This window comes from Nocardia sp. NPDC059236 (assembly GCF_042754085.1).
Taxonomy (GTDB): domain Bacteria; phylum Actinomycetota; class Actinomycetes; order Mycobacteriales; family Mycobacteriaceae; genus Nocardia.
Genome location: NZ_JBHZAF010000068.1, coordinates 1 through 1,634, shown reverse-complemented (window position 1 = coordinate 1,634; position 1,634 = coordinate 1). Strand labels below are relative to the sequence as shown.

The window sequence follows — 1,634 nt, the reverse complement described above, 5'->3', positions numbered from 1 at the left end:
GCGACGGAAGAGTGTGGGGTTGCTCAGACCTGTCAGTGCCTCGCGTAGCGCCGGGTCGGCGGCGATGAGTACGGCCTTGAGTTGGTTGATCGTCTGTGTCCGGGCCTTGATAGCGGATGCCTTGGCCAGCTTGAACATTCGCAGCATTTCCACAGGCCCGTCACCGGTCTTCATGATGCCGGTCGCCTGGCCTGAGAGTACTGCGCGGGCGGCTGTTTCCGCGTCGATAGCGTCGGTCTTGCCGCGTCGGCGGCGAGTGGCCTTGTCCGGCTGGTTGACCTCGATCACCTGCACGCCTTCTGTGCGCAAGTGCCGAGCCAGTGCCGCGCCGTAGGAGCCAGTGCACTCGACCCCAGCCCGCTGCAGCGGGCCGAACGCGCGTGCCCACGTCAACAGCTGCTCGTAGCCGGCCCTGGTCGCGGAGAACGCACGGCTGCCCAGCAGGGCACCCAGGGGCGTGATCACCGCCGCGACATGCAGATCCTTGTGCGTGTCCACGCCGAGAACGACCTCACCGGTGGCGTTGTCATCTTGGCTGGGCAAGGCCGGGTGGGGCATGCTGGGCACAGTCGTCTGTCTCCTGATCTAACTCGGGAACGGATGGCCGTCGCCGGGCCGGTGGAGGCGGTCAGAACTGTGATGGTGCCCTGTTCACGGCAAGGCCCCTATCGGGACACGCCCCGCCGGTCCAGCGGCAGCAAGCACCGTTCCGGGCTGAGGCCGACAGATCTACGGAAAGGCACCACAGCCAGTTGTCGCACGGGTCAGACCACAGCCCGGGACGGCACTCGATCATCCTCACAGTTGTCGCAGATCAGGTGGAGATCCAGGTCTGCGGGGGTGCTGGTGTCGATGGTCTCGAGGAACCGCAGGAACTCCTGGTGACGGTGCCGGCGGTGGTGCTGGCCGATGACTTGGCCGGTGGCCACGTCCAGGGCGGCGAACAAGCTGGTGGTGCCGTGCCGGACGTAGTCGTGGGTGCGGCGTGCGGGCACTGCGGGCATCGTCGGCAGCATCGGCGCCGACCGGTCCAGGGCTTGCATCTGCGATTTCTCGTCCACACACAACACCAGCGCCGCCGTCGGCGGGTCCAGGTACAACCCGACCACGTCACGGACCTTGTCGATGAACTGCGGATCCGTCGACAGCTACCAGGGGGTGCGGCTCCGGCTGAGTGACTGTTGATCAGGCTGTGAGCTGGTGAAATGGGTTGGGGCTGTTGTGCTGGTGGGCTGGCTTCTATCGTCGGGATGGGGGCCGGCTGATGGAGGGCGGCGATGGTGTCGTGGCGGGAGGAGCTCGAGCGGCGTGAGGCTGCGGGGGTGGCGCGGGCCAAGGAGTTGTGTCAGCGGATCACGGAGTTGAGCGAGCAACTCGACGGGGTGGAGCAGGAGTTGTCGCGTCTGCGGATCACGCGGGAGACGATGGGCGAAATCTTGGGTGTGGTAACCGATCCCGCGGATGGATCGCCGGCCGATTCGGCGGGCGTGGCCGCAGGCGACGAGCCGCAACAGCCGGAGCGGGAGCGGGAGCGGGTGGCTGGGTCGCCGATCGGTGTGATGCTGGTGCCGCCGCGGGGTCCCGGGGTGCTGGTCTCGGAGTTGCCACAGGATTATCGCGACATTCTCGAGATC

The 1,634-nt window shown here is 66.8% G+C and carries 2 protein-coding genes and 1 pseudogene; 1 reads left to right on the top strand and 2 read right to left on the bottom strand.

Annotated elements, in window-relative coordinates; genetic code table 11:
• Both ACFXIV_RS47860 and ACFXIV_RS47855 read right to left on the bottom strand, forming a co-directional pair.
• Window positions 1-558: transposase (locus ACFXIV_RS47860; RefSeq protein ID WP_379421531.1), on the bottom strand; the 558-nt coding region annotated here is incomplete at its 3' end.
• A gap of 245 nt (window positions 559-803) precedes the next feature.
• Window positions 804-1,148 (bottom strand): annotated as a pseudogene (locus tag ACFXIV_RS47855) (IS630 family transposase); the annotation flags it as partial.
• Window positions 1,149-1,277: 129 nt separating this feature from the next.
• Here ACFXIV_RS47855 and ACFXIV_RS47850 point away from each other — a divergent pair.
• The coding region (locus ACFXIV_RS47850) for a hypothetical protein (RefSeq protein WP_379421530.1) at window positions 1,278-1,634 on the top strand (357 nt) is incomplete at its 3' end.